We start from the raw sequence: 26718 nt of genomic DNA on the forward strand, positions 1-26718 counted from the left end.
TATTATTTAGGTGACAGTAAAATCTATCTACTATCAGTACAATCTAACGACTAGCAACATAATCTAACGACTAAATAAGGGTTTTGTAAGGATTTTTTGTTTACTTTTTTAGGTATAAGTACGAATACCTAAGTATCACTTGCTAGCTTTATTTATCCACGCCGTTGTACCAAAATCAACTCAAGTTAAACAACAAACCATTCAATTGAGGTCAATATGAAAGCGCAGATTAAGCTTCTTATAACAGCCAGCGTCGCAACTTTAGGTGTTTCTACCTTTGCAAATGCATCAATTAATACCTCTATGGAAATGGTTTGTCATAACGCACATGCTTCTACGCTCAAGACCGAAAGAAAGTTATCTGAGGAAACAGTTAACTCCTCAACATTAATGTCACAACACTTTGCTGTGACGTCTTGTAACGGAAAGCAGTTGTTGTTAAATACAAAATTAGAAAATACAGGTCTTTCGTCGAAAAAATCAAACGACGAGCAACTCGTAAGTTCAGCCGATTAAACGAATTGGATAATCCAATTTAGAACCTAACCATTTCCTTTGATACTTAGTGGTACTTTCCCATCCCTTGATGGAAATCGCCGCTCCTCCCCGGAGCGGCATTTTTTTATCCGTTTCTTTGCTCCGCTAACTCCCAATCTCTATCGACCCGTCTTGACGTCCAATAGAACGCGAGAATAGACAAAATATAAGGCACGATTAACCAACTCAGTGCCAATCGTAAAGATTCTACCTCACCATAGCGTTCACTTAACATATTACTAAGAATGCCAATAAAAGTAGGTCCACCACCTAAGGCAATGATATTTAACACGAAGAAAAATAACGCCGTAGACATCGCGCGAACGCGAACCGGTGCAAGGGTTTGAGCCAACGCAAATGACGGGCCTAAATATGCTCCACTGGTAAACAGCAATATGGTTAATAACACTAACGCCACAATAGGACTACCAACTTGTAAGGCAATATACAGCGCAGGGGTGCCTACCATCAACATACCTGCAGGTACTAAACCATAGGCTTTTTTATTTTTCTTCCCTAACTTATCAACTAAAGCTCCACCAATCCAAACACCAGCGGCGTATGCCGTTCCATTACTGATCCCCATAAAAATAAGTAGATTGAAAAAGCTAAAATCAGGGTGAGCACGAACAAAGAAATCAATTACCCAGGTAGAAATGGCGTAGTTGCCGAAAGAGCCAAACGAAATACCGATACACATTCCCCACCACGACGGAATAGTGAGTAAGGTTTTAATTGCTTGCTTGAAAGGTACCGCCTGCATATCTGCATTTTTGTTGTCTCCACCGCGCACTGGCTCTTTTACTGTAAACTTTAACAGCAAGGCTAATACAACCCCCGGTAGGCCAACGCTAATCATAACCAAGCGCCAATCTGCACTACCCCCTTTGATAAGAAATGCGGTGGCAAAAAACGCTAACATAACCCCAAATGGAATACCTAATGAATAGAAGGCTAACGCACCTGCTCGTTTGTCTTTTGGAAACAGATCAGAAATCATGGAATGAGAAGGTGGACTGCCGCCAGCTTCACCAATGCCAACACCAATTCGCGCTATGGCAAGTTGAAAATAACTAGTAGCGAGTCCAGACAGCGCTGTAAAACCGCTCCAAAGAGTGAGAGAAATGGCAACGATGTTGACCCGGCTATATTTATCAGCCAACCAGGCAATTGGAATACCAACAAAGGTATATAGCAAAGCAAAGTAGATACCTTTCAACCAGCCTAGTTGAGCATCATCTAACCCAAGATCCGCTTTTATCATGGGCGATAAAATGCCGATAATTTGTCTATCAATAAAGTTAAATGCATAAACTAAGGTTAATATGACTAACACATACATTCGGTATTTACTGCTCACTTCCCCTTGCTTAACCTCGCCATTAGCATCCTTTATCCCGTTGTTCGACATGTAAACTCCCACTTAGTATTCAAAACTGTCTTCATACTAATGACCTAAGGTTAAAAATAACAAGGAAACTTGTTAACTATTTGTAAATAAAATAATTATCATCATAAAGATTGATAGTTCAGTTAATCCGCAGTATCAAAAGCAGCGAGATTGGAAATCTCTATTCCTCATATCTAGCGAGTTGCAAATTTTTAAAACCAAGCTGGACATCCGACCAGTTTGTCGTTATAAAAGCACCTCTTTTAAGGAAAAAAATATATGACAATAGATGAACTTCTCGCTCAGGCTAAAACCCATAGTCTTCATACAGAAGACCAAACCAGTTTGACAATTCCAAAAGAATGGGGCCAAGGCAGGACAGTATTTGGCGGATTATCTGCAGCCATTTTATATGCGGCAATACAGGTACAGGTTGATGATGATAGAGTGATGCGCTCGTTTAATTGTAATTTTGTTGGTCCGTTACTTGTCGATACCCAATTCGAGATAGTTGTAGAGATTTTGCGTCAGGGTAAAAATGCCACTCAAGCGCTGGGACGAATTATTCAAGATGGAAAAACATGTGTTTCTTGCCAAGTTTGTTTTGGAGTCGCGAGAAAATCAAAAGTTGTGGTGAAGAACAATGATACTCACACCATGGAAAAGCCACGCAAAGGGATGTTTTTGCCGCAAATTCCAAAATTAACCCCAAAGTTTTTGCGTTACTATGATCTATCCCTTGTGGAGGGTCGAATGCCTTTCACTGGCAGTAAGAAGAGCAAAATACATGGCTGGATGCGATTTAAAAATCCACCTAAAGAAATGTCCGATGCACACTTAATCAGCTTAATTGATGCCTGGCCTCCCGCGGTACTGCAAATGTTACGTTTACCGGCCCCCGCAAGTACAATGAGTTGGAATATTGAGTTTATTCATCCTCATCAAGACTTATCACCTTCAGACTGGTTTGCCGTCAATATTATCACCAGACAAGCGGCGGATGGATATGCCCATACAGAAGGGAATATTTGGGATCAAAAGGGAGAGCTCATTGCAATCAGTCGCCAAACAGTGGGCGTGTTCGACTAACACATTAGTGGTAGTTTACATTACAGACGCAGCAGCGGGGTTAAACATCGCTAGAACGCTTAAGCTTTGCATGCCAACATGACTCAAAGCTGCATCTAGATCACTGTCTTCTAATCCTAATTTTTCGTACAACTCGACTTCTAAATTGGCGTGTCCAGAATAAATTTCTGGATTACAATTATCTAAGGCCAATATATAACTTAATTGCATTATTTGCTGTTCGACATCTGTCGCTTCATGTTGACTAAAATGTTGGTTACGTATGGGCGCAATTATCGCTTCGGGTATGCCCCACATTTTAACCAAGGTAGAGCCAATATCCGCATAAGATGCTCCACCCAATAATTTAAGTTGCAGCTCCAGTGGCGTTTCGTTTTCATTGATTTGAGCGCATTGTTTGGCGATATCAGGGTTAAACCGGATCATAATCAGCTCTCCCACATTATGCAGAAGACCAGATACAAAGATTCGCTCAGACTCCCTAAGCTTTTTACGCTCAGCAAAGTATTTACACAGTAAAGCGCAACAAACTGCATTCTCCCAATAGCGCTCTAAGTCAATCACGCTGGAATCTAGTTCAGCAAAGGTTTTGCAAATACTAAAGGCCACCACTAAGTCATATACGGAATTGGTGCCAATCACCTGAATGGCTTTAGAAACGGTTTCTATTTTGTTAGGGAATTTGTAGAGCGCGCTGTTGGCTATTTTTAAAATTTGAACAGTTAAAGCTGGATCGAAATTGATTACACTAGCAATGTCATCCATGCAGCTAGAATCATCATCGATCAATTTTCTAACCTTAATTACTGAATCAGGCAACACGAAAATGTCTTTCGCTTCAGAAGCATAGTCCAATGCATGCATCAATTACTCTCCGTTCAACCATTTCAATTTCAGTGTAGCTAATTTAACAAATTTTACCTTAAAGAGGGAACTTTTATTATCCATTCGGTGTAAAAAATACTCCAAATCGTAATTATTCATGCTTTCCTACTAAATTATACAAGTCTTCTGCAGAAAATGACTTCCTATTAGTTGCTTGATGGTTGGTTAGCCCCTTGACTAATCCAATCACTTTTTTATTTACTGGTGTATCTATACCTAAGCTTGCTCCTTGCTCCACAATGACGCCATTTAAGTAATCAATTTCCGTTTGCTTGCCATTGGCAATATCCCACCACATTGAGGTTCTCACGTTTTCGTCAATAGCCAACATTTTATTGGCGAGGATTTTAAATATACCATCAGGTAAGCTCAATACTAGTGGCAAGTATTTAGCTGCAACAGAGGTCACTTTGGGTAACACAATCCCCTTTGCATCAGTGACTAACAGTAGCTCACGCATCATTTGTGCAATCACTAACCTATACTTTCGTTGCTGGAGCATCGACTTTACTGGAATATCAGCCAATGCATTAACGCTATTTCCAAGGTTAAGTTGTAGCTTAGCCCACAATAATTCAGTCATTTGATTACAACGGGTAACGGGCAGAATTGGCGAATCAATACAAGCGACGAGCTGCTCAGTGAATTGCTCATCATCGCTACTGTCCTCGATTGTCAACATACCTTCGGAACCGCGATGATAGTGAGCATCGCCTAATACAACCACGTTAAACGGCACCATGGCGCGTAATACCCGATTATTAGGAAACGTCTGTTTGATGATATTTTCTGATCCAAGACCATTTTGACAACAAATAATAGTGGTTTGCGGCTGCACCACAGATTGTAATTGCGTCAATGCGCCTGCTACTCCCGTACATTTTACCGTTAGCCATACCACATCAAAATCCTGAGCGGATGCCTCATGGGATAACAAAAATGCTAAATTCTCAATTGTCACTTTGTGCTGAAGGTAATCGGTTAAAACTATTCCTTGAGCGAGCTTATCCATGATCTGTTGGCGGGCCAATAAAGTCACATTTTGCTTTTTGTGGGCTAAACTTCCCCCCAAATAACACCCTATTAAACCTGCACCAAAGACTAAATGTTTCGACATAACCTGTCCGTTGTTTTCTCTTTTCGACTATCTTAGGTCTTTCCCACTTTACTACATAACGTTATCATCCACGACCTCCACTAAATAGCGAAGATTAGATAGTTATATGAGCCAACCCGTTACCAACAAACCTAAACAGCTTTTAGCCATAGGATACGTATGGCCTGAACCAAATTCATCGGCTGCCGGAAAGCATATGCTAAGCTTGTTGGAAACCTTTAAAACTGCGGGTTATCAGATTTGTTTTGCCAGTCCAGCCGCCCAAGGCGAGCACAAAATTGATCTAGCTAAACTGGGAATCGAAGAAGTAAGTATTGCGTTAAATCATAGCTCTTTCGATGAGTTTATTCGTCAACTCAATCCCCAAGTAGTGCTTTTTGATCGTTTTATGATGGAAGAACAATTTTCCTGGCGCGTAGCTAAAAACTGTCCTGATGCATTACGAATTTTAGATACCGAAGATCTGCATTTCTTGCGAGATGCTCGCCATAAAGCCCATAAACAATCGCGACAAGTAACCGAGTTAGACTTAAAAAGTGATATGGCCATGCGTGAAATTGCCGCAATCTATCGTTGTGACCTAACCTTGATAATCTCAGATTATGAAATGGCGATGTTGCAGGAACAGTTCAAGGTGCCAGCAGAATTACTGCATTATTGCCCTTTTATGTTAAATCTTAGCCAACTAAAACCATCGTCAATAAGCTTTAGCCAACGCCAACATTTTATCAGTATCGGCAACTTCCGCCATGCCCCAAATTGGGATGCAGTGTTATATTTAAAACAAAGCATATGGCCGTTAATTCGCAAACAAATTCCAGCAGCGGAATTACACATATATGGTGCATATCCGCCACCTAAAGCCACCGATTTACACAGTCCTAAGACCGGTTTTTATGTAGATGGATGGGCTGAAGATGCATTCACTGTATTACAACAAAGCAAAGTCTGTATTGCGCCCTTGCGTTTTGGCGCAGGCTTAAAAGGCAAATTAGCTGATGCGATGTGGACAGGCACCCCGTCAGTGACGACAAGTGTTGGTAGTCAAGGAATGAATGATGGTTCAAAATGGCCTGGAGCTATTGCTGATGATCCACAAGAGATAGCAGCTCATGCTGTGCGTTTATACCAAGATGCTGAACAGTGGCAACTTGCCTCTGAATATGGCTATCAAGTGTTGAGTGAGCGTTTCGACTCAGACGTCATTCAAGGGCAACTCCTGGCAAAAGTAGCAAATTGCATTGAAACTTTAGCGCAGCGAAGATTAAATAATTTTACCGGGATGATGTTGCAACACCACTTTCACAAAAGTACCCAATATATGTCACAGTGGATAGAAGCGAAAAACGCCCATCCAAAGTGACCTATTGATTATCTCACATTTGCTTATTTGACTTGCTTAACGATACTTTTTTCGCCTAACCATTCTATCCGGTAGAGATCCCGCCGTTTATCTAAAAAGTTACGTACAGAACCGGTGTTTTGTAAAATTTGTAACTTATTCAAATCAACATCAACAATTAAGGTCATTTCAGTATTGGGTGTGGTTTCCGCCATTACCGCATCATGGGGGAAGGCAAAGTCAGAAGGTGAAAATACGGCGGTTTGCCCGTATTGAATATCAACGTTATCAACCTTGGGTAAGTTGCCAATACTACCTGCAATTGCCACGTAACATTCATTTTCAATGGCGCGGGCTTGAGCACAACGTTTTACCCGCAAATACCCATTTTTTGTATCTGTCCAAAATGGCACAAATAATATCTGCATTTCCTCTTCACTAAGCAAACGGGCAAGTTCAGGAAATTCCACGTCGTAACAAATCAGCACGCCAATACGACCAAAGTCAGTATCGAATAATGTCAGTCTATCGCCCCCTTCCATGGCCCAATCTTTCTTCTCTGACGGGGTTGGATGGAGTTTATATTGAGACTCAATGGTACCGTCGCGTTTACAAATGTAGGCTACGTTATACAATAAATCCTCTTCAATGAGGGGCATTGAACCGGCAATAATATTGATATTGTAGCTTACCGCCATGTGGGAAACTGCATTAAGTATTTCTTCGGTATAGGTTGATAAATGCTTAATGGCTTCAATTGAGGAGCTCTGATCACCCAGCCCCATTAACGGAGCATTAAAAAACTCAGGGAAAAGCGCCACATCACAACGATAGTCTGACAAAGCATCGACAAAATATTCGAACTGTTGTAGCAACTCCTCCACACTTTCCATTTCACGCATTTGCCACTGCACACAACCAATTCGCACTGAATCTTTTTGATGACCAAAGAGCTTACGTTCTTTAGGTTCATAATAGATATTGAACCATTCCAACAACGTTGCATACCCTTCAGACTCTTTGTCTTCAGGCATGTAACCACGCAGAACGCGTTTTACTTCAAAATCATTGGATAATTGAAAGGTTAGAATGGGATCATATAAATCTCTGCGTTTCACCGCTTCTATATATTTTTGAGGCGAAAGTTCATGGCTATGATTTTTATAGTTGGGAATACGTCCACCTAGAATAATGGCGCGTAAATTTAAACTTTGACACAACTCTTTACGCGCCTCGTAAAGCCGTCTGCCAAGTCGTAAATTTCGGTACTCTGGATCGACAAACACCTCAATTCCGTAAAGAACATCACCATTGGGATCGTGTGTAGTTAAATACGAATTCCCGGTAATTTCATCATAGGTATGTTCATCACCAAATTTATCGTAATCCACAATAACTGAAAAAGCCGCGGCCACCACTTTACCGTCATCCTCGATGCAGATTTGACCATCCCTGAAGATTTTTAGCATCGCCAAGTAACGTTTTTTGGTAATTGAGCCTCCTAAATTGGGGTAAACCTTGTTCATGATAATTTTGAGCACGTCAAAATCAGATTCGGTTAGATTTCGAGCGAGTAATTTGACTTCATTTTCTTGAGACATATATTTCCTATCATTAGGCTTCAGAATTGCTAAGCACAACTAAATCCAAGGTTTAGCCGTGTTTCTTGGCATAATCTTGGATTTTCTCAATTACCGCGGCAAGACCATTGCCACGGGATTCACTAAGGTGTCGGTCTAACTGTATCTCAGACAAATATAATTTGTAATCAAATGCTAAAACAAATTCTGCCGTTTGGTTTTGGATGGGTTCTAAAATGATAGCTAACAGCCCGCGGACTATTTTACTGCTTGCATCCACTTCAAATATTAAACGATTGGAAGGGCTGGTTTGGCAAACCAGCCATACCTGAGACTCGCAGCCAAATACTTCTGAATCAGGCGTTTTTTTGGTTTCAGCTAAACGGGCCAGAGTTTTTCCCGCCAACATAATTTGCCGAAAAACTTGATCCCATCCCCGAGCAGATTTGATGGAATCCGTTAATGGAATCGCTTGCTTAGCATCACTTAAAATAGGGCGACTCTCTGACCCTATGTTTGTTTTACGGCTATTATCTTGGTGATTTACATGGGTAGCATCAGGTTGCTGTAACTGATGAATGGCGGCTTTTAGTTGAGCAATAAAAAATTCGATTTCAGCAAAGGTATTGTAACAACTTAACGACACCCTAATGGTGCCCAAAATGTTCAGTGCTTTCATCATCGGCATGGCACAGTGATGCCCTACTCTTAGGCCTATTCCTTTTTCAGCAAGCAAAATACCAATATCCTGACTATCCTGGCCTGTTACGGTAAACGATAAGGTCGCAATTCTATTCTCTAGATCGCCATACACACTAACCTCAGGTATGGTTTTAATCTGAGTGAGTAAATAATCGATTAATGCTGTTTCATGTTGAATAATTTGGCTTCGGTGGTTATCAATAAACGCCAACGCTTCTTTGAGGGCTAAAATGCCTTCGATATGTGGGGTCCCGGCTTCGAACTTCAGAGGGCTAGGCTGATAAGTGGTTGAATGAAAGTCAACGGTTTTGACCATCTCACCGCCGGTGAGAAACACCGGTAACTTTTCAAGTGCTTTTTGTTTGCCATAGAGCACGCCTGTGCCGGTTGGAGCAAATGCCTTATGACCGCTAAACACCAAAAAGTCACAATCTAACTTAGTTACATCTATGCACAAGTGTGCAACAGCTTGTGCAGCATCAATTAAGGAAATCGCATTCAAGGCTTTGGCCTTAACTAGAAATGGTTCAATTGGTTGAATACTGCCTAGGGCATTTGACACCAATGCTAGAGCAACAATACAGGTTTTCTCCGTTAACAGAGCCAATCCTTTTTCTAGATCCCAAACCCCAGACTGATCAATGGGGATCACATCGATTTGTAAGTTCTTTTTATCTGCAAGCACTTGCCAAGGAACAATATTGGCATGATGTTCTGTGGCAGATAGTAAAATACGGCCGCCTGCAGGAAAGTCTATTTCAGCTAATGATTTAGCAACCAAATTGATGCTTTCAGTTGCACCTTTGGTAAATACAATTTGCTCTTTTTGTTGCGCCCCGATGAATTGCTGAACATAGGCCCTAGCATCTTCAAAATCAGCCGTTGTCTGATTCGCTAACGCAAATGACGAACGATGCACATTGGCATTTTTAAATACATAATAATCGTGAATATTGGCCAACACACTCTGCGGCTTCTGGGTAGTTGCAGCATTATCAAAATAGATTAGTTCAGCATTATTTGCATGTTGAAAAAACGGAAACAGATGACGTAGAGAAGTATCTTTCATAGGGGTATTATTTAGCACTAATATGGGTGAAAATCAGTTTAAATATCACCCAGAACGTTTTTCTGGGTGATATTCACAAACAAGGTGAAAACAGAAGAATAAGGAAGATAGTTTCATTCTATTTTCTGTGTCATAAATAGCTATTCCATTTGCTCCTCAAAACACTCGGTCAACTCTTTAGCATCAAGCATAATGCCTTCTTCGTCTTCACTCAGTGGAAAGACCAATATCAAAGTTCCATTTTTTTCCATTCCAGGTAACCATTGTTGTAACCAATCATCCAGCGTGATCTGTTTAGGCTTACAATCTGGAAAATCATTCTTCTCCCATGCTTTCGCAAAGGATTCACTGGGCCAAATGGGTAAACAGGCGTCTTCTTCTGCTTGAAGTAAAAGCCAACCATTTTCACCAAACAATCCCCACAACTCTTTGCTTTCAATGATTCTAGATAACGCATATTCAAAGCGTGCTTCAGGTTGTAATTTACTGATATTAATAAACTCTTCCGTAGATGGTTCTGGCATCACATTTTCCTTTTACATTGCCAAATTTCATTAACTGCAACTTATTAGACCAAAATTTAATCATTTAGCTTGCAAAATACACAATTTGATAGCTTAATTATCCTAATAGGGAAAATTATTATGCCATTGGAAACTGTGAAATCGTCTTTTGCCTCACCCAATCGAAAAACTTGGGTATATGGCGTTTTGATTCTGCTGATCTTTGCAGCATTAGGTTACTACACTCTTCTAAATCAAAAGGATCGCACCGCTAACCATGACTATTATAGAGTGCTTTATGAAGCTTCCAATGAATTTAAAGAAAATTTAAATAAATTAGACAGTATGCACCGCTACAAAGAGGGTGTTTCATCCATACGCTCATTGCTTCCGAGTTATACCCGAAAAGCCGATTCGGAACAAAACCTTTTACATGCTGATGGTTTTCAATACTCCATCGCGGGACAAACGTTACTGGTTAGCGCTGATTTAGAGACTGAGAACGAACCATTCCAAGCGGAATTATCTTTTGAAGATATTCTTCCCAATCCAAAGAGAGGATTCAGCCAGTATTTATTCGCAGATAAAGACGGTAAAGTGATTGCGACTGTGGGGGATGAAAATACCATTTCCATCGTTGAGTTACGCAGTATTAACCAACAAATACAACGGAAGAACAAGCAGTTCCAGTTTAACTTCAGTGAATCTGAGAAAGCAGGTGAAAGCTCCGATACTCCGCCCCTACCCAGTTACAGCAATCATGTAGACATGAAAATATCCTATGGTGAATTTCGCGTATTTGTATTTCCATTTGCATTAGAAATACCCTTGAAAAAAACCTCTGCTGTAGAAAAAGACGGTGATCAGAAGAAAATAGTAGAACTGGACAAGTTATATCTTGTGGGGTTACTACCACAAAGCAAACTCAGCAATAGGGAAAATAACGATTGGAACCTGTCTTTGTTGGTTGTCACCCTAGTGAGTTTATTGTTCATATGGTGCTTATTAAAGTTATTTTTACTGCCACAAAATCAATCTATTACTCGCTCATTTCGGTTATTGACAGTGGCTTCAAGTTACGCTTTTTTTGTTGTCATCATAGCCTTAGCATTGGGCTACATGCAAAAGTCATTATTGCAATTAGAAAAAGATCAAAAAGCGACTGAATACGCCCATTATTTAGACCAAAAACTACGAAAAGATATCAATGACGTTTTCACTCGATTAGAACAATATAAAACCTTTTATACGGAGATTCTGCAAACCTTAGGGACTTTTTCAGCGTTTTCGCAAGCTTATACCGACTTTACAAGTGACGACCTCAATACCTTTAACCAATCAATGAAAAAAGCGATTCTCAGTCTCAATGCAGAACATTGTATTAACGGCAAACCTGCTTATTGGCTGCCGGGTAGTGCCAGTACCCCAAATAAAACCTATGATATCAATTACGATTGCTCACTATCCCCAGATGATCCGCAATTTATGCAGTTAGCATTCGATGAGCATGCGATAAATGTGATGTTGAAAGCCTTTCGTTCAAACAAAGCTGACGATGTCACCTTAGATTTTTATTCCAATAATCAGAAGCTTGAACTTACTCCTGAAGAATCATTGAACACTTCAGTTGTAGCGCCATTTTTACAACATCAATCCCGTAGCATATTATCCTCATTCGCCATCAACAAAGAAGGCAACTCGGTGCTTCCGTCTTTGAATTTTCAAGAGAGCAATGCCTTACCGGCAACCTTTAATTTGTCACATCGAAACTATTATAAAAAAGTGCGAGATCAAAAAGGCTGGGATATTGAAAGACACGTACCCAGCGTTCAGGCGAATAATTCATCCCCACAAATTGACGAACAAGGTGTTGAGTCCACAAGTGCCTCTTCTACCCTATTCAAAAACGTTTTTATTCAGCGTTTATTAAATGTAACCAATGGTACTCGCGGTACAACAATCTCAATGCCTATCTCCCCCCTAAAAAATAGCAAAACCTATGATTATATTTTGGCTGCCGATGTACTATTGCCCTCAATGACCTTAGGTCAATCTCCGCCGTACGACTTTAATTACATGGTGGTTGATCGCAGTACTGGGAACGTGTTATTTCACAATGATTCAAGCCGTTCCTTAGTCGAAAATTTGTATTTTACCGGGGATAATCATTCAGCCCTCAGTAAATGGCTCAAAGCAGGCTTAGATCATTATCCCGAATTAGGAAAAGAACTTCTGCAAGGCACATACCATGGACAAAGTGGACGCTTTGCCATTTCCAGCACCGCCGTCGACAGGTGGGCAATTGTCGTTTTCTACCCCAACGATAGCTTACAAACCTTTATGACCAATCAATTTCTTTATGTAATGACCACATTCGCGGTGATTATTGCCTTGATGGTCATGGGAATATACGCCGTTCGCCATTTTATTTGGACCAGTACCCTTAAAGAAAAACTCAGATTACCAGCCAAACTTAATGTACGACTGGTCATGTTAGTCAGCTCTGTACTTTTTAGTGCAAGCTATTGTTTGTATTTCATCGGGCATAATATCGACTCCCTTTTTAACCACTTTGAAGGTATAAATTGGTCACTCTGGTTGCCGATTATAGGGTTATCAATTGCCACGGTCTTTGTTTATCGAGGCTGTTACAATCACTTTTGTTTCCCTTTTAATCAACTAGATACTTCGACCTTGCACTCTGCAAAACGCGGTTCAAGACAATTAATTGTGGCCGTGCTAATAGCCATAGCAATTCACTTTTTGTATCTACAAAAAACCGCGAATACCCCAGAAAAATCCATCAACTTTCACTATCAACAACTTGCTTGTAACTGGCTTAATTATGAACGTCAAGAAATCAATTCTATCGGCTTGAGCCGCTATCCCAATTCAATTACGTCAAATCGCATACCACCCGTTAACTTACTTCCAATTGACTCGAATTGGCGTCAGCACTTAACCTCTAAAGGCGGAGATTGTCAGAATCTATCAACCCAAATTCACCCAGACGATTATCCTAGTTTAAGTTCGGTGTTTAGCGCCACTTACTTATGGCAATGGATAAATATCTATATTCTAGACCGGGAACTTGCCGCTAATTATCAGCCAAACTCTGATTTTCGAACATTCGAGCACACTGAGCCTGAGGGGTTAGTCAGTTCTATCTTATTTTACATTGCGCTTTTCGCGGTAATTATCTGGGCATGGTTTCGGTTTAATACACAACTGTTGTGGAATCGCTTGTATTGCCCTGAACGCTTTTTACAGCATATCAATAGAATGACGCGTTCAGTCCAAACATTGCAGTTAGAGCAGCGCAACCACAACTTAAAAATTGAATGTGACACCATTAAATTAAATGGCATTGGATTATCTCTACTACTACGAAGTATTGCTTTACAAGAAGCGAATACTGATAAGGATCGCCCAGTAACCCATCTCCTAGCTGGGTTTGAGACCTTATTTTCAATGAGCCCCTGTTTACAAAACTTCAGTGTGGAAAATAGCTTTTTGCCTAATTTAAAACTGAATATTGTGCAAAAAGAGAGTGGCAAAATCGCCGTTGAAATTTGGGATATAGAGACCTGTCTGGAAAAAAGTAAATTTAGACAATTATTACTCGAATTAATCATGGAGATAAAATCCCTAACCCTATCAGGACAACTGGATAGTTTTACCATTTTTACGGGGTTCCACAGTCTACAACGAGTGAAAATGAAAGATCCACTAATGTTAGATCAGAGCAGCGTGCTGGATCACGCCGAATATCTATCCTGGGCAGAATGTTTGATGGACTTTATCGTTGTGATCCCCGATAGCTTTAAGCAAGGTATTGACTGGCAAATGGTCAGAGAAGAAGTCAATGGATTTCCAGAGTTGCAATTCCTGCAAGAGGAATTTGAACAAGGGGAACAACAAGACTCCTGGAACCATGTTTGGAGGCGAGATGAACAACTAAACATTGAAAGCCGCTGGAGTACTATCAACTATATTTTGCTTAATGCAGAAGCCCTTTATCGATTTAAGTGGGAATCATGTTCAAGTGCAGAGAAACTGGCGTTGCTGAATTTAGCTAAACGTCAGAAACTCAATCCTGCCAACACCCAAATGATTGAACACTTAGCATTAAATGGGTTAATTACCGTCCGTAAAGGCAATATTGAAGTCATAAACCGTAGTTTTACCCATTTCATTTTACATGCAGAGACAAAAGCAACATTGAACCAATTGGTGAAACAAGGCGAAGAAGGTTTGTGGAAAAATTATCGACTTCCCCTCGGCGTTATCATCATATTAATTATTGGCGGTATTGCCCTAACCTCTGGGGAGTCAATCTATATCATTGCAGCGTCAATGGCCGGTGTATTGGGCACGATTGCCAGTGTCACCAACAGTGCCAACCTATTGCGCGGGCAAATGCGAGAATGACGTTTCAACACCGAGGTCGTCATAAGTGGAACTGCCCCCTAATAATTTAAAAGTGACAGCACTAGTTACCGGGCTAACCGCCATGGTTACCACACTACAAGGTAACCAAGCACGGCTATAAGGGTACTAGGGATAATGAGGGCAACAGCTTATTGAGTGGATTTTTCATCTCGCTCATTTAAATGAGAAATAGGCGTATTACCTAACATTGGCACGGGAGGTTTAGGGTATTCATTCCAATAGGTAATATGCAACTCTAAGTTACTTTGCCAACTTTCATCCCCACCAGCAGGATACTGACCTTTGATTAATGCCTCAGCACTCACCCCAGGAAACTGCAATTGAGAAGGTTCAGAATCCATAATTTCCAGACCAGCAGCTTTGGCGAATTTGTGAAATTGTGCCCAATAATTATCTAATTCAGAACTCTCTAATGGTGTTCCTTGCTGTGGGAGCACTACCCCAAATTTACACGCCAGACCATATTGAAATACAGACAACCAAGGTTTTTCAGCGGCTCCTTGGGTGTGAAGTTCTTGTTGTTGCACCGGCGTACGGTAGCCTTCAATTAACTGTATAGGATTATCTTTTTGTCCAAGATGGGTAATCAATCCTTGTACTTTTTCACGCATGATAGGGTGTAAGTTGTTAAGAAGCGTATTGAGTGTCATGATTATTTTCCTTATGTTCCTGCTTTTAAAAAAACGCAAATATTGCGTTAAATTTTTATGCACTACTTTAAAAAATCACTATAAACATCATTACTTTACACTTAAACTCAATAGTTGCATATTTTTTAACCACCTTGGTTTATACTTTTAATAAAAGTTTTACGTCATCCACAAGACATTGTCATCAAAAGGAAACCTAATGAGTGTCTTTATTGCAGAGTTGAGAAGACGCAATGTATTCAATGTTATCGCAGGTTATGCGGTGGTTGGATGGTTAATTATGCAATTAGCCGTTGTACTGGAAAGTGCATTGCACTTACCTGTATGGTTTGACACAGTGGCGACCATTTTAGTTATTTTTGGCTTTCCTATTGCACTATTGCTCGCTTGGATTTTTCAGTTTACCGCCAAAGGACTGGTTCGCACTCCCAAAAACCCTGCATTAAGTAAAGGGGTCAATTCCAAAAATACCATTACTGTTTTTACGCTTACGGGAATAATTAGCGCAGGGCTGATCACCTTTATGTGGCTGCATTTGGGAAAGACCTCCTTGGTCGATGCCAATACAGAAAATCAGCAGCCTAGTCCAAAGCCACCAATCAATCCGGTTTCCAGCTCTGCCACCCAGTCAATTGCCGTATTACCCTTTGACGACTTTTCTGCAAGTAATGACCAACGCTATTTTGGTCATGGTATTTCTGAAGAGTTGCTTAATTTATTAAGCCGTATCAAAGGACTAAGAGTTGTTTCCCGCACTTCTTCTTTTGCATTTATTGACAAAGATTCAACCGTAAGTGAAATCTCCAAAGCCCTTAACGTGGCACACATCTTAGAAGGAAGCATACGAAAGTCGGGTAATACTATCCGCATTACGGCTCAACTGATTAATGGGCAAACCGATGAGCATATCTGGTCACAAACATATGATCGTCCCCTATCAGCAGAAAATTTATTTGCCGTACAAGACGAAATAGCCAGTAAAATAATTCAACAACTGAAAGGTAAATTGACGGTAGTGCCGTTAAAAGACTCCGATAAAACTCTGTCTTTAGAAGCCTATGAACTTTATTTGCAAGCCCGTGAAAGTCAAAAGTTACGCTCACCGGAAAGTTTAGCCCTAGCCGCTCAGAAATTTACCAAGGTCATTGATTTAGATCCCAATTTCGCCCCAGCCTACTCCGGTTTATCTGAAACCTATTTGTTGATGGAAGCTTACGCCGGTATGGATAAACAAGCATCCCAACAAAAGGCGACACCGCTAGTGACCCGGGCACTTGAGTTAGCGCCTAACTCTGCAGAGGTACTCTCTGGAGCAGCATACTTAGCTAAAGATAAAAATACAGCCGCTTCCATCAAACAAGCGCAACACTATGCCACCTTAGCCATTGAAGCCAATCATAATTATGCCAATGCTTATTTTCTTTTAGGCGGTATTTTGTGGGAGCAAGGTAAGTTACAGGCAGCAATAAAACAGTACAAGAAAGCAAGATTGCTGGATCCGTTGTCGAGTAATATTTTAAGTAATCTGGGCCGTATTTATTTATTCATTGACGATAAAATTAACGCCAAAATCATTGGTGACGACTTAGTTAGACTGCACCCTAATCAGCCCTTTGGCTATAGTGTTTTAGCCGATCTGGCGTTTAAAAATGGAGACTATTCCAACTCACATAACATGCTACAAAGCGCTTATGCCTTGAATCAACAAAGTACCAGCATCAACAGAAACTTAGCAAGATTGTACAATTTAGTGGGGCTATATCAGCATGCCCTCTGGTATAACGACAGCGCGACAAGCCAGGTTTGGTATGGCATTTACACAGACGACCTAGGCTTAGCAAGTAAGCAGCTAAGCAAGGTGAAAGACATGACAGATATTGCCTGGTTTTTATATTATTTGCGAGACTATGAAAAGACCAATCAAATTGTCAACGGGTATATTGAAGCTTACCAATTACTCGACAGACCGATTGAAAGCGCAGCCAGCGCGGACTTTATGATTGCTTTGGCACAAACCCGAAAAGTGTTAGGAGAAAACAACGAACAGCTGTTAAGCATGCTATCTGATTACCTGCAGGATAAACCCACTGAGCAAGTTGATAGCGTCAATGAGATTAAACAACGTACCTTATTGGCAATGCTCACCGGCAACAAACTACAAAGTTATAGATGGATTCAGCGAATGATATCTTTGGGTTATGTTATGACCTTTATCGATCCTATTTTTGATGAGGTAAGAAGTGATCCCGAATTCCAAGACACCCAAAATGCCATGGGAGCATTGAGGGATACATATCAAGGCCAAATTAAAGCCCAATTAGCGTCACCTAATCCTGTTTGGATAGTGCCTACTGGCAATATTCAAGACTCCAACAACTCGCTTTCCTTGACGTCAATGGGCGAAGACATCTAATCAGATAGCCTTTGTGCTAAGCCGCTGCTACGCAGACAGACATTATTGATACACGTTTGCAGGCTTTGTGGATCGCTATATAAGACAAAGGTTTCCCTGGCCCGCGTGAGTCCGGTATAAAATAATTCACGACTTAAGCCTTTAGCCCCAGGGTTTAATCTGACATCAGGCAAACACAGGTACACGTGATTAAATTCTGACCCCTGGCTTTTGTGAATAGTCATTGCATAAACTGGTTGATGTTCCGGTAAACGACTCAGCAGCACCCCCTTGAAACCACTTTCTGCGGTTTTAAACCAAGCTTTTTTTAATTTTGGGTTTTCAGGATCCGGCATCACAATACCGACGTCACCATTAAACAACCCTAAGTTATGGTCGTTGCGTGTTAGCATAATAGGTCTGCCTACGTAATCTTTTTCATCCTTTGAAATAAAGCCTTGGCGGTCTAACTCCAAAGTGACCTGATAATTAATATTGTCCACTCCCCACTCACCGGATTTATGGGCACACAGGATTTGCTGATTTAATAGGTGCACAAAGCCTTGCTTTAAATCCGCTTTTTTCACAGACGAAAAATAGGCATTTAATTGACTAGCATACTGACGGGCAAATATATTTATATTGCCCTCTTGATACCAACTTAAGGTTTCCTGATTACTATCCGACAGCACTGATAACACGCCATCTACGTCACCCTCAATGGTTTTCTCAGCCAACAAACCAATGCCACTATCGGATGGAAATCGATGACTTTTTTGTAGCTTAACTAAGCAATCGGCAATAGGGCTGTTCACCTTATCATCTGTTCGTTGAGGAATATGTTGCTCGCACATCTGCGTAATTTGTTGTCCGGTGTGAACTGAATATTCGGGGTTTGTTTTACCTAGCAAGGCCGCATAACAAATATCAGACAACACACTGCCAGTCTCAACGGAGGAAAGCTGGTTATGATCACCTAGTAATATTACTTTTGTTTGCTTGGGAACGGCACTAAGTAATTTGTACATTAAGGGTAAATCGACCATTGAAGCTTCATCCACAATCAATGCATCCATATGCAATAAATTTTCGGCATTATGTTTGAACTCAATTTTGCCCGTTTGTGTCCCTAACAGCCGATGAATGGTACTTGTTTGCAGATCTAGTCCTGCTTGGTAGGCTTTTGGTAGTTTTTGTCCAACAGAGACTATGGATTCGGTTAAACGGGCCGCCGCTTTCCCCGTTGGCGCAACTAATTGTACTTTTAGTTCTTTCCCATCAGACCTTTGCAGGGCAAATAACAAAGCCAATAGTTTTGCCACTGTGGTGGTTTTACCGGTACCAGGTCCGCCGGTTATCAGGCTAAAATTGCGTGTTGCCGCTATGCCAACGGCCACTTTTTGCCAATCTATTTCTGTTTGTACTTGTAATAGTGAATGCTCAACCTGCTCTGTGGATGTTTTCTGATTAGGCTGTGCAAACAATTCATGAATAATCGGTTTCACAATTTCAACAGATACGTTAGTTTCTACCCTTAATTTTTGTTGAATAATATGGGTTAAGCCTAGTTCGTATTGATGATAACGCTGTAAATACACCGCATTTTGCTCAAATATGAGTGGTTTTTGAGGATCTTCATTACTAGAAGCTGAAACGCAATAGCTCTCATTAAGTGCATCAATCAGCTCGTTAATATTCGAAAAACCCAGCAATTTAAGCTGCTTATAGGAGAGTTCATTTAAGTTTAAACAGCTATGCTGTTGACTCAAACGTTGACTCACCAAACCTGCCAACAACGCGATTTTGTCATTTAAGTGCTTTTCATGCTGATAGATAAAATGCGCAAACGCACTGTCTAAATCTGACAGGCCAAGAGCGCTAATCTCACCTTTACAGCGATCAAAAAAATGCGTATTCAATAGACTATTTACCATAAATCCATCTGCTCCTGAGTACTGCTTTGCTGGGACGTTATGGACGTTTCGGGATTTCCTTGGAAAAGCCTATCTAAGGATTCAATAATACTTTTTTCTGGTTTGTAGAAATAAATTCCACTGCCCTTATGATACTCAGACATTCCACGCAAGAACCAATAATAGGCTCCACCAACGTGCCGGTCGTAATCGTAATCGATTAACTTACTTTTCAGAAAACGATGCAAAGCTAAAACATAGAGTAAAGACTGCAAGTGATAATCATGCTCGACCATGGCTCTTTGCATTTTCTCTTCGCTGTAGTCAGCATAATCTGACCCTAGGTAATTAGATTTATAGTCTGCAACGTAAAAACACCCATCAATACAAAAGGTTAAATCGATAAAACCTTTTAACATCCCATGTAATTGAGAAAATTGATATTGCCGCTTGCTGGTCTTAAATACTTTGTTGATCAATTGATTGAAAGGCTCTGCTTGAACTGATTTAAGCGGTAAATGAAACTCCATTTCTGGACAAACCTGAGCTTTGCTCAAAGATGCCAGACTAAACTCAAGATTCGCATTTTGTGTAGTAGGAAGGGCTATTCGGGTGTTTAACACCTCTGTCAGCCAGCTTTCTACAGTAGCGTTCCACTGAGGATCAATACCGAACCAACTCCCCTGTTGCTCTATCATCTGCGAAAGTTGACTGGGTTGCTGAAAATCAATATTTTCTAATACACCATGCAAAAACGAACCTGCTTGTGCGCCGCGGGTAAACTCAAATCGATTTAGACATGGTTGTTCAGCGGTTAAAGGATTGTTGCCAAGTTCTGCAACGTGATTAGGATCAATAGTATCCTCCCCTTCACTTTCATCGGTTCCAGGCTGCTCATGTTCAACGTGAAATTGGTTGCGCGCGATAGCCGAATAACTGGTAATTCGCCAATTGCCATCAATGGGAGTGTCTAGTTGATTAACTGCCAAGTGGGCTTCATCTTGGGACTTTTCTCCCCGATATTGCAATACTTCCGCGCCAACAGACACTTCTTGGTAACCGATGTCCCCAATAGTCTGCAAACTGCGAATTTGTTGCCCGATATAAGTGTTGCTTGGCTCACTGCTTGCCGAGCACAGTAATTTACCTAGTGCAGAATGAAATAAACCAGAACGAGACTGACTTTTCCCCATAGATGGATTCCACACGCCTACAAAACAATTATAAACCGCGCGGGTGAGCGCAACATATAACAGCCGAGTATCTTCGGCCAAACGTTCAAAATCTGCTTTCTCCAGATTTTCAGGGGTATTTTCAAAATCCATGGTCAAATCTAAATTTTGATCATGGAATAGTGCCTCAGTTGCAAGCTTAAAAGAGCACCCGAAAGGTACAAAGACATAAGGGAATTCTAGCCCTTTGGAAGCATGAATAGTAATGATCTGTACCAAATTACCATCGGTTTCCAAACGTAATTGATGGGATTCATTGTTATGGTCCGGCTGCTGTATCTGTTGCCCTAGCCAATACAACAGTTGATTATCACCTGGGGTGACAGCACTTTGCTGCTGCAACATTTCCACTAAATGCCTGAGATCCGTTAAACGGCGCATGCCATCATTGCAATGTGTCATCAAGCGGGTATACACATTGAAATGCTGCATAACTTGGTTTAGCGCCATCATAATGCCAAAACGCTGCCAGTTATGTTGCCAATGAACAAATGATTCCACAATCTGCTGCCATGCTGATTCATCGGTAAATAACTGATCTAGTTCATCACTGTTAAAACACATGAGTTCACTGGTCAACGCGGCTTTAATTCGTCGCTCATCAGACGGGTTTACTAAGGCATCTAGAAGTCGGTATAAATCCATGGCAATTTCAGTAGCATAAACGCTGTGGCGAACCAAAAATACGCTATCGACTCCCCGCATCGCCAATGCCTGTTTAACTAGATTGGCTTCATTTCGATCTTTCACCAGAACACAACATTCTCCGGCTTTCAGTTTGCATTTTTGCTGTTCATCTTCTATTTGTTTTACTAATTCACCCTGTTGCAACAAATCGACGATGATATTGGCTGTATGACCAGCTAACTCATTTTTAGCATCTTTGTTACTGATTATCTCTTTGGCACCCTGTAAGTGATAGAAGGTTAAACTGGCGTAGTGGCTTTCATTAGTGCGCAATTGCGTAGACGAAGATGCCGCCGCGACCGGTAAAAATGGAATGGCCTGGTCAAACAGAAAACCATTTTCACTGTTGACGAATAATTGATTGACGGCATCAACCAAGGCTTGCTGAGAGCGCCAATTGGTTGCCAAGGTAAACTGCTTTTGACTGCCAATCTGCTGCTTAGCTTGAATATAAGTGTAAATATCCGCGCCTCTGAATCCATAAATTGCCTGTTTAGGATCACCAATCATTATTAATGAATAAGCCAATTGATGGTCGTCGTGAAGTGGATAAACTTGACTGAATACACTCAATTGACAATGATCGGTATCTTGAAACTCATCAATCATGGCGGCGGGAAACTGCTGACGAATGAGCTCCCCTAACGTTGCACCATTTTCCCCCAGCAAACCATCATTTAAACGGGTAAGTAAGTCATTGGGCGATAGTTTACTGCTTCTAGCTTTAAACTCTTCTAAGTTACTTCGTACCTGTACTAACGCACTATTTTGAACGCCAATACTCAGTGTACTGATGAATGTTTGCCGCAGCGTTTCAGTGAGTTCAAATCGTTGGAAATCCAGATTTGTTAATTCAGGGCTAGCCTTAGACCGGGCCTTTGCCACTTTTTCTGGGAAAAAGTCGGTCCATCCGTTGTCGAAAGGACAAACCAAAGAGTCACTTTGGCAGAATGCGTCCATGCTGTGATAGATGTTAGGTTTGCCAAGCTTAGTATTCCCTTTAAGTTTTGCTTGCTGTAATTGCGCTGAGACATTTTCCGTCAGCCACCACTGTTTGAGGCTATTTGTTTGCTCATTGAGTTGCGCTAATAAGTCTTGGGCATCGGCGATTGTTACCTGTTTACTGGGTAAAAACTCGCGCTCCAAAATCCCTTTTAACGACTTAATTAATTGCTCGGGCCCGGACCAAATATTACGAATGTACTCAACCATGTTTTTTGACAAAGGAACAATGGCACTGCGCCAATAGTCTTCTACCGCTTGTTGTATCCAGGTCGATTGATCTAATTCCAACTGCTCATCAAACACGCTACCGCTGGCAAACGCGTGCTCCGACAACATGCGCTGACTAAAACCATGAATAGTGAAAATAGCAGCTTCATCCATTTGTCGAGACGCTAGCAACAAAGTTTCACATGCCAATTCAATATCAGAGGTATCGTCGATTAACTGCTGAATAAAGTCGTCGCTACTGCTACCTCGATAAAAATCCAAATAAGCAGTTTGTAAACGTCGACCTATGCGCTGCTTAAGCTCTGCTGTAGCAGCATTGGTAAAGGTCACCACTAAAATTTGCTCAACACCCAACCCCAGGCGTTGATGGGATTTTGCATCCCTTAACCCCTCGCATTGGTGTCCCAGCAATAAGCGTAAATACAAGTTAACGATGGTGTAAGTTTTACCCGTGCCTGCACTCGCTTCAATAAGCGATGCGCCTAAAAGTGGATAGGAATAAGTATCAAGAGGGTTCATTTCGATACCTTATAATCAAAAATTGGCGCTAAAATTGTTTCACTCAGTTGCTGAAATTCAGCAAAGTTAACGGATAAATCAGGACATACTCGATGAATATTGGTTTCTTGACCTTCACCTGTACTAAAGTTCGAGCCATTAAACTCAGCTAAGGTTTTGTCTATATCTTGGGTCTCAAACCATTTTTTCGCGCTATTAGCAAAAAACATAGGAGGTTTATTCAAACCTTCCCTATAAATCGTTAGTAAACTGGTTAACAGAGCTAATGCTTGCTTTTGGGGTACAATCGACAGCTCGAAAGGTTTTTCAATACTTAAATACCGCGCTACACCACTGTTTCGTTCAGAGGATGCGCAGTAACATAGCCATTTCAACCAAAGTTCAATGATATCTTTACCGCGCATTTTAGCCCCTCGGTATAGCACTAAATCAGTGCTATAAATTTGCTTTAACCAACCTTGAATAGTGCCGTTAGCTAACACGAGATCAACTTCCACTAAACTGGCTTTTTTAGCTTTCACATTATCAATCAATTGGCTACGAAGGGTCTCAGATGCTTGCCAAACTTGTTGAAAACTCAAAGGTGCTGCTGTACCTGTAGGTAGCTTGCCTTGTGCCAGGTAGTCTTCATAAAACTGTTGTTTAAAGGCCGCTTCATCCATATCATGTTTGAGCATTGCCTCTAACATGCTTTCATTTAACTGAAACCGGGTTAAAGAATCAATTTCAAAAGGTTCTTCATCTACCAATTCATTAAAGTACAACGATAAATTAGTTCGCCAACGTTGACGAAAGAAATACTTTGGGGGATTTTGGAAAAACGCAATCAAATCATTCAATTCTACCACTGGGCCATCATCTTCTAATTGACTGGGTAAGCTGTGATTAAAAAAGTGAGCGTTTTCACTTTCGATCATTTTCGCATTTAATACGTTTAACCAAATCGACTGATAACTTTGCAGGCTGTTGCTGTTATCAAAATACTGTTTTGAAAATGGCTGTAAACCGTGTTTTTGTAGTAAGTGGCCATTGAGTTGTTGTTGGGTTTGCTCAACTGGCAAAGCTAGCGTGTCTTCAAGACAAAATACCTGCTGGCAGTAATCTAATAACTCAGTCACCAAAATCGAAGGGTTTCGTTCTGAGTTATCGCGGCTACTATTGCCTAGAAAGCTAATATATAACTCATTACGAGCAGATAAGATTGCCTCTAAAAACAAATAACGATCGTCCATTCTTCTGGAGCGATCCCCTCTACGGATTTGGCTTTCACGCATTAAATCAAAACCGATTGGCACAGTTTGACGTGGATAGTCCTGGTCGTTCATCCCCAGTAAACAGACCAATTTAAAGGGAATACTGCGCATTGGCATTAAAGTACAGAAATTCACTTTGCCAGCTAAAAAGCGCTGCCCTACCCCTTTGTCTTGCAGGCGTTGGGATAATTCGGCCACAAAAATGTCCTGACTCACTTGTTGATTAAACTGTTTAACGTGCCCCTGAATACTCTCCAATGCTTGACGTAATTGATTTAAATAGACCTGCTCATTTTCATCAACCGCATAAATGCACTCGATAAAAGATAAACTCTGTTTTACCTTATTATCTAAGGTGTCGCTTGTTGAGCAAAAGGTGAGTATATCCTGCAGTAATAAAGCAAAACGATATAGCTTCCCTAGGGCTATGGCACGTTGTCCTTCTATATTCTTGTATGGGGCAATGGGTGGGCTATCAGATTCGGCCCGGGCAAATAGAAAGTCTCCGCTTAATGCGTAACCTGACAATAAACGTTCAAGTGCGAAAATCAGTGTGTTTTGTGGTTCCTCTGGCACCGACCAGCGGTGTTTATCCGCACCACTCAACCCCCAACGGAAACCAACTTCAATTAACCAATCGCGGATATCTTCATATTCATTGGCAGCAATATCGAAACATTTTTGGATAGCTGGGATTTCTAAAAACACCAGTGATTCAGACAGGCTGATGCGACTGTGGTGTAAACTCAATAAATTAATGAAGCTTTCTATAATGTGAGATTCTTGGGAGGCGTTGCGGTCAGAAATACCATAGGGAATAAACAACTCAGACTCCGCACTGCCAAAAACGCCATCGATATAAGGGGCGTAAGCCGCCACATCAGGCATCATTACCACAATATCCGAAGGCTTTAATTCTGCATCTTGCGAAAAATGTTGCAGTAAATGGTCGTGTAACAACTCAAGCTCTCTGACTTTCGAATGGCAACTATGAATTTGCAGCGATTTATCATTTTCTGTTATTTCAATTTTGGGGTAAGCCAGCCCATTACTCAATAACTCATCTGCATGCAATGGCGGCTGCGTATCACGCATGGTTAATTCACATATTTCATGCTGTAGCCAATCCAACAATGTATTGGGCTGCACCTCAACAAATATATCAGTGGGTTGTGCATGACTTTCCATTAGCATTTCAAAATAATCACGCCCGGGCTTTCCCCAACTCGCCAATAACGGGTTGCCCACGTCATACAATGCACTGCGCTCTGAGTGGGTGTCACCTTCTTTTAGTTTATGCCGACTCAAGGTATTTTCATCCACAATGTCGCCCCAAAAATGTTGACTGGGATTACACCAAAACAAAAATACTTCACGATGTTCAGCTAAACCTTGAAATACGTCTAGTTGTTGTTGTGGCAAGGTAGATATGCCAAACACGTACAGCGGCTTTTGCTCAGACTCCGGCTCACTTTGTGCGATTCGTTGAAGCAACTGCGCGTGCAAATTGGCACGATGATAAACAGACTCATGTAGTTTTTGGGTTTGTGCCACCAAGGCGCGCCAAAGAATGGGTTGCCAAAGGTGTGAAGTGAGCACCTTACCATCAACGCTGTTTTCTCCGGTTTCCCACAGGTTAATCCACTCGGGCCGATACACTTGATATTGATCGTACACGTCGGCGATTTTTTGACAGAGTTGATAGAACTTTAGGTCTCGGTCTCCATTTAAATAAAGATTAATTTCACTAAATTCAGGGGCGTCTAGAAAATTTTCAAGAATACTCATTAACTTCCAAACCATATTAGGTTTAGTAAATGCGGAAGTTTCAGGCAAATCATTAAAAAAGCATTTGTATTGTTGCCAGATATAACTCGACGGTAGTGGAAATTCGATGTTAGCCGCCACGCCTAGAGTTTCGGCAATGGCAATTTTAATCCATTGCGCCATACCCGGGCTCTGTACAATGATGGTGTCAGGAATAAGTAAAGCGTTCAAATTTTCGCTATACGATTGCTGTTGGAAAACGTCTGGCGACGACTTTGGTGATAACTTATCTAACAAATCAGCCAGTAACACTTCCATTTTATTTGACTGAATTAAATGTAACACACAACACCCTTTTCCATTTTATTCCACAACTTATCGGTTTATCAGAAGTTATGTTAGCGCG

The 26718-nt window shown here is 41.0% G+C and carries 15 protein-coding genes; 5 read left to right on the plus strand and 10 right to left on the minus strand.

Annotated features, from left to right (window positions below; genetic code table 11):
- Window positions 1-216 precede the first annotated feature (216 nt).
- A complete protein-coding gene (locus ACYVIL_RS06380) occupies window positions 217-516 on the plus strand; it encodes a hypothetical protein (protein ID WP_460311941.1) in 300 nt (99 codons plus the stop codon).
- A gap of 106 nt (window positions 517-622) precedes the next feature.
- Here the strand turns inward: ACYVIL_RS06380 and ACYVIL_RS06385 are convergent, their stop codons facing one another.
- Entirely contained in the window at window positions 623-1948 is a 1326-nt protein-coding gene (locus ACYVIL_RS06385) for a spinster family MFS transporter (RefSeq protein ID WP_303473677.1), read from the minus strand.
- 258 nt (window positions 1949-2206) lie between these two features.
- On the opposite strand from ACYVIL_RS06385, the gene ACYVIL_RS06390 reads away from it, so the two are divergent.
- Complete coding sequence (locus ACYVIL_RS06390; protein WP_303473675.1) at window positions 2207-3016, plus strand: acyl-CoA thioesterase; 810 nt, start codon at window positions 2207-2209, stop codon at window positions 3014-3016.
- A gap of 15 nt (window positions 3017-3031) precedes the next feature.
- Here the strand turns inward: ACYVIL_RS06390 and ACYVIL_RS06395 are convergent, their stop codons facing one another.
- Window positions 3032-3880: an HDOD domain-containing protein gene (locus ACYVIL_RS06395; protein WP_303473795.1), complete on the minus strand. Its 849-nt coding sequence runs from the start codon at window positions 3878-3880 to the stop codon at window positions 3032-3034.
- 112 nt (window positions 3881-3992) lie between these two features.
- Window positions 3993-5018 carry a 2-dehydropantoate 2-reductase gene (locus ACYVIL_RS06400; RefSeq protein WP_460311942.1) on the minus strand — a complete coding sequence of 342 codons (1026 nt, stop codon included), beginning with the start codon at window positions 5016-5018 and terminating at the stop codon, window positions 3993-3995.
- A 106-nt stretch (window positions 5019-5124) separates the two neighbouring features.
- On the opposite strand from ACYVIL_RS06400, the gene ACYVIL_RS06405 reads away from it, so the two are divergent.
- Complete coding sequence (locus tag ACYVIL_RS06405; RefSeq protein WP_460311943.1) at window positions 5125-6381, plus strand: glycosyltransferase; 1257 nt, start codon at window positions 5125-5127, stop codon at window positions 6379-6381.
- A gap of 23 nt (window positions 6382-6404) precedes the next feature.
- Here ACYVIL_RS06405 and ACYVIL_RS06410 read toward each other — a convergent pair whose 3' ends face one another.
- From ACYVIL_RS06410 to ACYVIL_RS06420, 3 genes are all read right to left on the minus strand, one after another.
- Complete coding sequence (locus ACYVIL_RS06410) at window positions 6405-7961, minus strand: bifunctional GNAT family N-acetyltransferase/carbon-nitrogen hydrolase family protein (protein ID WP_303473669.1); 1557 nt, start codon at window positions 7959-7961, stop codon at window positions 6405-6407.
- Between the two features lie 52 nt (window positions 7962-8013).
- The gene (locus ACYVIL_RS06415) at window positions 8014-9711 is read right to left on the minus strand and encodes an aminotransferase class V-fold PLP-dependent enzyme (protein ID WP_460311944.1); all 1698 of its coding nucleotides are present in this window, start codon (window positions 9709-9711) and stop codon (window positions 8014-8016) included.
- A 140-nt stretch (window positions 9712-9851) separates the two neighbouring features.
- Window positions 9852-10235 carry a DUF2750 domain-containing protein gene (locus ACYVIL_RS06420; RefSeq protein WP_303473665.1) on the minus strand — a complete coding sequence of 128 codons (384 nt, stop codon included), beginning with the start codon at window positions 10233-10235 and terminating at the stop codon, window positions 9852-9854.
- A gap of 120 nt (window positions 10236-10355) precedes the next feature.
- On the opposite strand from ACYVIL_RS06420, the gene ACYVIL_RS06425 reads away from it, so the two are divergent.
- Window positions 10356-14645, plus strand: a complete 4290-nt coding sequence (locus tag ACYVIL_RS06425) for a hypothetical protein (RefSeq protein WP_460311945.1) — start codon at window positions 10356-10358, stop codon at window positions 14643-14645.
- Between the two features lie 149 nt (window positions 14646-14794).
- Here ACYVIL_RS06425 and ACYVIL_RS06430 read toward each other — a convergent pair whose 3' ends face one another.
- Window positions 14795-15316: a M15 family metallopeptidase domain-containing protein gene (locus tag ACYVIL_RS06430; protein WP_460311946.1), complete on the minus strand. Its 522-nt coding sequence runs from the start codon at window positions 15314-15316 to the stop codon at window positions 14795-14797.
- 199 nt (window positions 15317-15515) lie between these two features.
- On the opposite strand from ACYVIL_RS06430, the gene ACYVIL_RS06435 reads away from it, so the two are divergent.
- On the plus strand, window positions 15516-17729 hold the full coding sequence (locus ACYVIL_RS06435) for a tetratricopeptide repeat protein (protein WP_460311947.1): 2214 nt from the start codon (window positions 15516-15518) through the stop codon (window positions 17727-17729).
- Here the strand turns inward: ACYVIL_RS06435 and recD are convergent.
- The 3 genes from recD to recC are packed head-to-tail and all read right to left on the minus strand — an operon-like array spanning window position 17726 to window position 26657.
- The gene (gene recD / locus ACYVIL_RS06440; RefSeq protein WP_460311948.1) at window positions 17726-19642 is read right to left on the minus strand and encodes an exodeoxyribonuclease V subunit alpha; all 1917 of its coding nucleotides are present in this window, start codon (window positions 19640-19642) and stop codon (window positions 17726-17728) included. The two genes, ACYVIL_RS06435 and recD, sit on opposite strands and share 4 nt — an antisense overlap.
- Window positions 19636-23292, minus strand: a complete 3657-nt coding sequence (gene recB, locus ACYVIL_RS06445) for an exodeoxyribonuclease V subunit beta (protein ID WP_460311949.1) — start codon at window positions 23290-23292, stop codon at window positions 19636-19638. Before recB ends, recD begins: the two co-directional genes overlap by 7 nt.
- Window positions 23289-26657, minus strand: a complete 3369-nt coding sequence (recC, locus tag ACYVIL_RS06450; protein ID WP_460311950.1) for an exodeoxyribonuclease V subunit gamma — start codon at window positions 26655-26657, stop codon at window positions 23289-23291. Before recC ends, recB begins: the two co-directional genes overlap by 4 nt.
- Between the last annotated feature and the right edge of the window lie 61 nt (window positions 26658-26718).

Source organism: Aliiglaciecola aliphaticivorans, from assembly GCF_054782055.1.